At 44.3% G+C, this 7,793-nt stretch carries 6 protein-coding genes; 5 read left to right on the top strand and 1 reads right to left on the bottom strand.

Annotated features, from left to right (window positions below; all coding sequences use genetic code 11):
- Nucleotides 1–240 precede the first annotated feature (240 nt).
- Nucleotides 241–1,626, top strand: coding sequence for an FG-GAP repeat protein (locus JXA84_04330; GenBank protein ID MBN1150433.1), 1,386 nt, complete (start codon nucleotides 241–243; stop codon nucleotides 1,624–1,626).
- Between the two features lie 82 nt (nucleotides 1,627–1,708).
- Here JXA84_04330 and JXA84_04325 read toward each other — a convergent pair whose 3' ends face one another.
- Nucleotides 1,709–3,376 (bottom strand): hypothetical protein, encoded by a 1,668-nt coding sequence (locus tag JXA84_04325; protein ID MBN1150432.1) that lies wholly within the window; start codon nucleotides 3,374–3,376, stop codon nucleotides 1,709–1,711.
- 110 nt (nucleotides 3,377–3,486) lie between these two features.
- Here JXA84_04325 and JXA84_04320 point away from each other — a divergent pair, with 110 nt between their 5' ends.
- From JXA84_04320 to JXA84_04305, 4 genes are all read left to right on the top strand, one after another.
- On the top strand, nucleotides 3,487–4,191 hold the full coding sequence (locus JXA84_04320; protein MBN1150431.1) for an NAD-dependent deacylase: 705 nt from the start codon (nucleotides 3,487–3,489) through the stop codon (nucleotides 4,189–4,191).
- Between the two features lie 23 nt (nucleotides 4,192–4,214).
- Nucleotides 4,215–5,366: an AAA family ATPase gene (locus JXA84_04315; protein MBN1150430.1), complete on the top strand. Its 1,152-nt coding sequence runs from the start codon at nucleotides 4,215–4,217 to the stop codon at nucleotides 5,364–5,366.
- Nucleotides 5,363–6,520, top strand: a complete 1,158-nt coding sequence (locus tag JXA84_04310; GenBank protein MBN1150429.1) for a VWA domain-containing protein — start codon at nucleotides 5,363–5,365, stop codon at nucleotides 6,518–6,520. Before JXA84_04315 ends, JXA84_04310 begins: the two co-directional genes overlap by 4 nt.
- 85 nt (nucleotides 6,521–6,605) lie before the next feature.
- On the top strand, nucleotides 6,606–7,793 hold a 1,188-nt coding region (locus JXA84_04305; GenBank protein ID MBN1150428.1), incomplete at its 3' end, for a hypothetical protein.

Here is a 7,793-nt window from a genome sequence, read left to right as displayed (position 1 = left end):
TTTTCCCAAGGTATAAAAGCGAGAGCTTCGGGTTGAGATTTTCCGAAAAATACGAAAATCACCCTCCACGCGGGGAGATAGACGATATCACCCAAAAGATAAAAAAATTTTTTTAGGGCCGGATCTTGACAATTTTATTTAATCTCGTAAAAAAGAAACTTTTGTTTTATTTTTGATGCAGTACAGTTGTATTATGGGGGTTTAATGTTTTTATAATTTAATCGCTTTAAAGGAAGTTCTATGAAAAACTTTATTGGTTTTAACCCGCGAGAAAAAATTGTTTTGATATCCCTTTTTTTTGCCGTATCACTATTTTCTTCTGACTTTGAACCGGATTGGCGTTTTACTTCGAAATACATCTATGCGAGTTTTGGTATTTCCGTTTCAGGAGCGGGAGACGTCAACGGCGACGGCTTCGACGACATCATCGCCGGGGCTCCTTATTTCACGGAAGAAGAGGCTTTTGAAGGAGCCGCTTTCGTTTTCTACGGAGGCGAACAAGGATTGCCCTCTGATCCTGACTGGTCATGGCAGTCCGACCAGGAAGACGCGTATTTCGGTTTCTCGGTTTCCATGGCAGGAGACGTAAACGGCGACGGTTTTGACGATATCATAATCGGGAGCCCTAGATTTGACGGTGGGTTCTGGAACCAGGGAAAAGTATTCGTCTTTTACGGTTCTTCTGAAGGACTGCCGCCGACACCCTCGTGGACATCCGAGATCAAAGGGGAAGAAATATTTTTCGGACTTTCTGTGTCCGGCGCGGGTGACGTAAACGGAGACGGTTTTGACGATGTAGTAGCAGGTTCTCCAAACTATTCGCAACTTGAAGAGTACGAGGGCGGAATTTTCGTCTATTTTGGATCGTCTTCCGGTCTTGAAGATGAACCCAATTGGACTTACGTGTCCGGACAGGAATGGGCTTTTCTCGGTCACAGCGTTTCGTCCGCCGGCGACTTAAACGGTGACGGTCTTTCGGACATAATCGCCGGCGCACCATTTTTCAACTTCGAAGAAAACGAATACGGCGCGGCGCTTGTCTTTTACGGGAACGCCGAAGGACTTTCAAATTCACCGGACTGGAAGGCCATGCCCATACAGATAGGCGCTGAATACGGAACTTCAGTCTCAACCGCGGGCGACGCAGACGATGACGGGTTTGATGAAATCATAATCGGGGCACCAATGTTCAACGGCACAAAATCCTGGGAAGGCGCGGGTTTTGTCTTCACAGGTCAAAAAGAGGGGCTTTCCGACCTTTTGGGCTGGTCCTTTTCTTCTGGAGTTGAAAATTCCATTTTCGGGTATTCGGTTTCTTCCGCCGGCGACATAAACGGCGACGGCTTCCATGACGTAATCGTCGGGGCGCACGACTACAGCAACGGCGAGCATTTTGAAGGAGCGGTCTATGTGTTTTGGGGTTCACCATCGGGCCTCCAGACCAGCAGGCACGAACTGATTGAATCGGGAATTGAAGAAGCCAAGTTAGGCGTTTCCGTTTCAGGAGCTGGAGACGTCAACGGAGACGGATACGATGACATCATCGCCGGAGCTTACGGAATCATGGGTGAAGACAATTCGCAGGGCGCTATTTTCGTCTGGTTAGGTTCCGAATCAGGCTTATAAAGGTTTAGGCTTAAAACCATGCTTTCTTTGTTTGAGCGGATTCAAGCTACTACAAAACAGTCTATCGATCAATTATAACAAATCAGCGCTTTGCCTCTTCGATTTTTCTCTCTTCGTCTTTTTCCGCCTCTTCGCTTCGAAACAAAAGCTTTCCTTCACTGGACACTATCCTCATTCTCCCTGAATATCCCGCTAGATAAAAAGAGCCTTTTTCATCGAGACCGAGAGTTTCCTCGCTAGATATTACACCACCGTCAACGACAGAGAGAAGATGGCGCCTCACCGCAGACCCATCCCCTGAAATTTTTAAAACATAGTACCTATCATTCTGACCGTGAGAGAGGACGTATGCGCTGCCTTCCTTGTCGGCAACCGCTTTGGAGTAAGTGTAATCGCAGTCGAGTTTAAGTGAATAAACTTTTTTTCCTTCTCTTGAATACTTGGCCAGTTTGTTGAAACTCAGAAGATAGTAATTCCCGTCCTGCCCCAAAGAGATTTGTATATCCGAATCCCTGAATTTTGTCGGGATGTCTTTGAGGCTGTCGAAATATTGAGGGCCTTTTGTCTTGTTGAAAATTTTTTTGATTTTCCCGAAAAATCCGCCGCTGTCTTCGTCTTCAAACCAAGTCATCTGTTCTTTCCCGTCAAAATTAAACCTGAGAAGCTCATAAAATGGATTCCCGTCCGCGTCAACTTTCGATCTTCTGTGAAACACAAGAAATGTTTCGTCGGTGTCCGCGCAGAGTGAAAACACGTTTTTCATGGTGAAAGGCTCTTTGCCCTCCTCCGGAGATCTGCCCTCTTTTCCGCCTATAATATCCATGGTCTCACCGGTCTGGGAATTCAGAAAAAGAAGGGATTCTCTGTCCCCGCTCCAAAGCATCAGTCTTCCCCTGCTGTCTATGTCGAGTTTCGTGTTGCCGTTGGATGTCTTGGGGTAGTATTCGAGATCTCCCCTCGACCATTTCTTCTTGAAATTTTGGTCGAGAGATACAAGATCGAGTTTTGAGTCTTCACTCTCCAAAGCCATGAATATATCACCCTGTCTGTCGATTGCCATATCCCAGATTTCAGAGTCCCATGTGTAGGGTATTTCCTTTTCGTTTAAAATTACATACCACCTCGTAATCGTCTTAACCGGGTGCAACCTCATCCACAGATCGTCGGGAAGGTAAACGGATGCGTTGCAGAACGAGCATTTTACCATTCTGTCTTTTCCGTCAATATCGAGAAATCCACCGCATTTTGGGCAAGCGAAAGCGACAGGTTCGGTAGAATTTTCTGTTTTCCCTTCAGAAATTTTATCTCCTCCTGGAATGAGCTCCGCGTCTTCCATAGCCAGATATAGAGCCCCTGGAAATATTTTTGAATACTTTTGGGGTATTTTCCTCAAAGAATATTTTTTACCTGTGTCAGGGTCTTCTACATAACCCTGCTCGGCGTAATCGTCAATTTTTTTTATGTCTATACTTTTTTTGCTTTCGGGAAATCTCGGGGTCTGTTTTCCGTATGTTATTTGATAATTGATTTCCCCCATGACCGTAGAATTTGTACCCTCTCCTTCTTCATAATTCGAGGTGTCTTTTATCGGGTCTTCCAATATCCCTTTCCATGTCTCGGGACTCAAACACAACTCGAATTTGCAGTAAGGGCATAGTATCTTTTCAGCTAAAGCGTTTATGTGGATTGTTCCGTCGCAATTCCTGCATTTGGTTTTAAGCTCAACCGCGATGCAGACATAATTTTTCATTTTTATCTCCATGTTTGATTTACTAATTATATTCATAATACGGACATAGACATCAATCTTTTTGGCAATAATCGTTTGACATAATTCTGTCGGCATTTATGATTTTATAGATGGGGAGAATCTTTAAAAAATTCAAAAAAATAGTCTTTTTCACCGGAGCAGGGATGTCCGCGGAGAGCGGTGTTCCAACTTACAGGGGAAAAGGCGGAATCTGGAATGATTACAACTGGGAGGAATACGCCTGCCAAAATGCTTTTGAGAAGAACCCGGAAAAAGTGCTGAGGTTTCACGAGTTGAGAAGAAAAGCCGTCTTGAAATGCCTGCCCCATGGGGGTCATTTCTGGATTTCTGAGCTCCAGAAATCGAGAACAGACGTCAGCGTGATAACGCAGAACATAGACGGAATGCATCAAAGAGCAGGCAGTGGGTCCGTCATAGAGCTTCACGGTTCGCTTTGGAGGATAAGATGCATGTGCGGAAAAAAGGAAATCTTTTCGGAAAATTATCCATCGTATAAATGCGATCTCTGCGGTGAATGGTTTAGACCGGATATTGTCTGGTTCGGCGATTCATTGGATCCTGCAATAATCGGGAAAGCGCTTGATGAAATCTCAGAATGCGATCTTTTCGTAAGCGTCGGCACTTCGGCGGTAGTGTGGCCCGCGGCGGGTTTTCCTCTTCTCGCCAAAAAAAAAGGGGCTTTTACAGTCGAAATAAACACCGAACCGAATGACTTATCACAAATGTTTGATATCAACATACGACTTCCGGCTTCTTTGGTACTTTCTGAAGGCAATTTTCCTGTGATAGAATAGCACAACAATTCAGGGGAGGCAAAATGGAAGTATTGACAAGATTTCCCATAACAGCCATAGTCCAAATGGATTTTCTGAAAACCGCCTACCTCGCCAACATAATCAACCCTAAAATCGGAGGGCTTTTGATATCCGGTCCAAAAGGGACAGGTAAGAGCACATTTGTCCATTCTGTAGAAGACATTATGCCGGAATATTTATCGGTGAAAAACTGCGTTTTCGGATGTGACCCCCAGGCACCCGAGCATTTTTGCACTTTCTGCAGGGAGGCAAAACAGCATGAAGCCGAAAAGAAAAAAGGGCGGATAATTGATTTGCCTTTGAGCACTACCGAAGACAGACTCCTCGGGAGCATAGACATCGAGAAAATTCTCAAAGAAGGCGTTAAGAGCATACTGCCCGGCATACTCGCAATGGCTCACAGAAATATTTTATACATAGACGAGGTCAACCTCCTTCCAGACCATCTTGTCGACGACATACTCGACGTATCCGCCCTTCACTGGAACGTGATAGAGAGAGAAGGATTTTCAATAAAACACAGGTCTGATTTCATCCTCGTGGGTACCATGAATCCCGAAGAAGGAGAGCTCAGGCCACAGATACTCGACAGGTTTCCTCTATGCGTCAGGGCTGAATCACCTAAAGCCCCTGAACAGAGAGCCGAGATTGTCAGAAGGGCGCTGTCATTTGAAAACAATCCGGATTCTTTTTTTGAATCTTTCCGAAAAGACCAGAATGACTTAAGAGAGTCTTTGGAAAGATCAAAAAAACTTCTGAAGGAAGTTACACTCGACGACAGTCTTCTTTCGACTATAACCAAGTCGTGTTCCGAACTTAAAGTGGACGGACAAAGACCGGATATAATAATCACAAAAACCGCCATGACAATATCTGCTCTGAGGAAAAGGACCGAAACTGTATTCGACGATGTCCTCGAAGCCGCTTTGATGACGCTCTGCCACAGGACAAGAGACAGCGGCCTTCTCGAACCTCCATCTTTCGAAGAAATCGAAAGGGTCTTCAGGGAAAATTATATAAAAAAAGAAGACTTCGTCAACTCTGGAAAAAATATTTCTTTAACATCCTTATCCGACAGTAGATCAAAACCGCCGAAAAACCATGAAAAAAACGGTGTTTCCAGCATACAGGAGGAAGACACCTCAAAAAAATGATTGTGGTGGGCATCCAAAAGCCCACCTTAAAAAAGAAAATTTTACACCTGTTCAAAAAGTATCTGCGGCTGAACAAAAACGCAGGATTGACACTCTATCCAGGAAATTTCCATTTCAAAAAAAAAGGTAACTTTAAAAAGAAGCCGGAGTACAGACAACAAACGCCCCTTTTCGAGTCCGAAAAAGGCATTTTCAAGTCTGCACGCTTTGAATTCAGGAAAATATTAAAGAGATTCAGAAGAACACAGAGTTTCCGGACGAGAAAATTTTCGAGAAGAGCTTTGGTAAAAAACACTGTCACAGGAAGAAATTACCGACTTACACTTTACAAAAGCGGCGAAAATTCCCTCGCTTTTTACTATTCACTTTTAAAGATTTTTTCCGAGAAACAAAGCTCAAAAAAACCGGTTGAACTCAGGCAAAAAGATCTTTTGGGTTGGGACAGAGCAGCTCATCAAAGCCTTAACATGATCCTCGTCGTCGACGTCAGCACATCGGTGATAAATTTCGCAAGGGCTTTTTCAAAAATTATAAATTCGCTGACCTTTTATTTCAACAAAAACAAAGACCGAATAGGCGTAATCTCTCTTCAGGGGCAACAAGCAAAAACGCTCAACCACCCAACTCACAACTACAAAGTCGTCACAAAAAGCCTTTTATCTCTTAAAGTCCACGGAAAAACTCCACTCGCAGACGGTCTTTTGAAATCACTCGACATGGCAAGACTTGAAAAGTTCAGAAACAGAGGGTCGAAAAGCCTTGTGGTGCTTCTCAGTGATTGCTATCCCGAACCACTTACCGGAAAGTTTAAAAATATTTTCGAAGACCCCGCATACATAAATTCCCTTTCTGCGGCAAAGCTTTTTAAAAAATCAAAAATATTTCTTCTTCTAATAAATCCCAACTTCAAAAATCGCAACGGGGATAAAAGTTTACCCCCCGGTGAAAAGGATTCAAAGCTTTTACCTGGAGAAAAGCTTTCAGAAATGATAACTGAGAATGCCGGAGGAAAACTTATTAGATTGTATCCTCGGGTGAAATCTTCAAAGACAATATACAGCGACCAAGAGAGATACGATGTGTCCCCGAAAGACATCGAAAAAATAATCAACGGCGTCTCATCTGCCTTGAATGCTTCAAAAAACTGCTTGTAATTCTTGGGTTATTTCATAAAATTATATTGTTGTCCTTTGAAAACAGTCTTTCCATATAAAATCACGCAAAAAAGGAGGCCAAATTATGAAACCGGTCATGGTTGTAACGTCTTTCCTGTTCGCGTTTATGGGTCTGCAGGCGCAAGTGAGCCAGGCCTGTTTCAAAGAAGCAACCGTTATAGAACAGGTCGGTGAAGGCGAATCATCCTCGGATATCTTGAACCAGGAGATAAATACTTCTGGTTTTACGCCGTCAATCGAAGAGATGTCGGGCGGTTTAAACCTTTCACAACCTCCATCGGTTTATGCTCCTCTTTGGGGGGACGATCTTTTGTTGACAAATGAATGCCCTGTCCAGTCAAACGTGACAAGGTTGGCTTTTGATTACGATACCAATGGATACATCTACGTCGCTCTTTTGTCTAACCACGGAGCTACGGACACGATTTGGATTTACAGGTCCACCGACATGGGCTATACATGGGTTAAGGGCTGGGAGATGTGGTTTCAGGGCACCGGTGTCAATGTTTTGAGTTACGACATGAGGGTCCAAGCCCAGACTTTAAACCCATACATCTACACCACCACAGTATATATCTACGGAAGTGATACGCTGTTATCCTATCGCAGATTGAAAGCGGACTATTCGGCATTCGACTGGTACCATTTTTCGTCCACAACTTACAACGATATTAACTGGGTCGAAATGGACATTACCGACGAAACAGACCCGCACATATACGCTGCATTTACTGTCCCTTATTCACCTTGGAGACTATACAGATGCGCTTCAGCCGACGGAGGAGCGACATGGACATTAAACACGCTGACATACAACCAGATAAATCCAACTGATTTTGATGTATGCGCAGGACCTGACGACAGGGCATACATTATGAATTTTTACAACTCCGCTAGCAACGACATCAGGATCTCCAGATACCAAAATTATTTTGGAGGCTGGATAGACCATATAGTCCTGGGACAAGACGCGAATCTGCAAAAACCGGTTTTAGCCTCGGCGAGACACAACGCTTATCCAACAAACTACATCCACTTTGTATATCAATCCGGATCAGTTGACGACCCAGCTACGAGATCCCTTGAGTATGTCTCGTCGGATGGGGGAGGAACATGGTCTGCGCCCGGATTCTTCATCCTGGGGGACGTCCACACAGTAATGCCCTTTGTAGCCTGCACGAGATACGGCACGAGCGACCAGTTCGTCGGTATAGCGACACAATACTGGACAGACGATGATTCGACGGCGATA

The sequence above is a fragment of the candidate division WOR-3 bacterium genome, from assembly GCA_016926475.1.
Taxonomy (GTDB): Bacteria; SDB-A; SDB-A; order SDB-A; family SDB-A; genus JAFGIG01.
This window is presented reverse-complemented; position numbering and strand designations above follow the sequence as displayed.

What these genes read in the sequence shown, in the direction of transcription:
- JXA84_04325 (MBN1150432.1), bottom strand. Translation starts at nt 3,376, where the DNA reads ATGAAAAATTATGTCTGCATCGCGGTTGAGCTTAAAACCAAATGCAGG.
- JXA84_04310 (MBN1150429.1), top strand. Translation starts at nt 5,363, where the DNA reads ATGATTGTGGTGGGCATCCAAAAGCCCACCTTAAAAAAGAAAATTTTA.
- JXA84_04330 (MBN1150433.1), top strand. Translation starts at nt 241, where the DNA reads ATGAAAAACTTTATTGGTTTTAACCCGCGAGAAAAAATTGTTTTGATA.
- JXA84_04320 (MBN1150431.1), top strand. Translation starts at nt 3,487, where the DNA reads ATGGGGAGAATCTTTAAAAAATTCAAAAAAATAGTCTTTTTCACCGGA.
- JXA84_04315 (MBN1150430.1), top strand. Translation starts at nt 4,215, where the DNA reads ATGGAAGTATTGACAAGATTTCCCATAACAGCCATAGTCCAAATGGAT.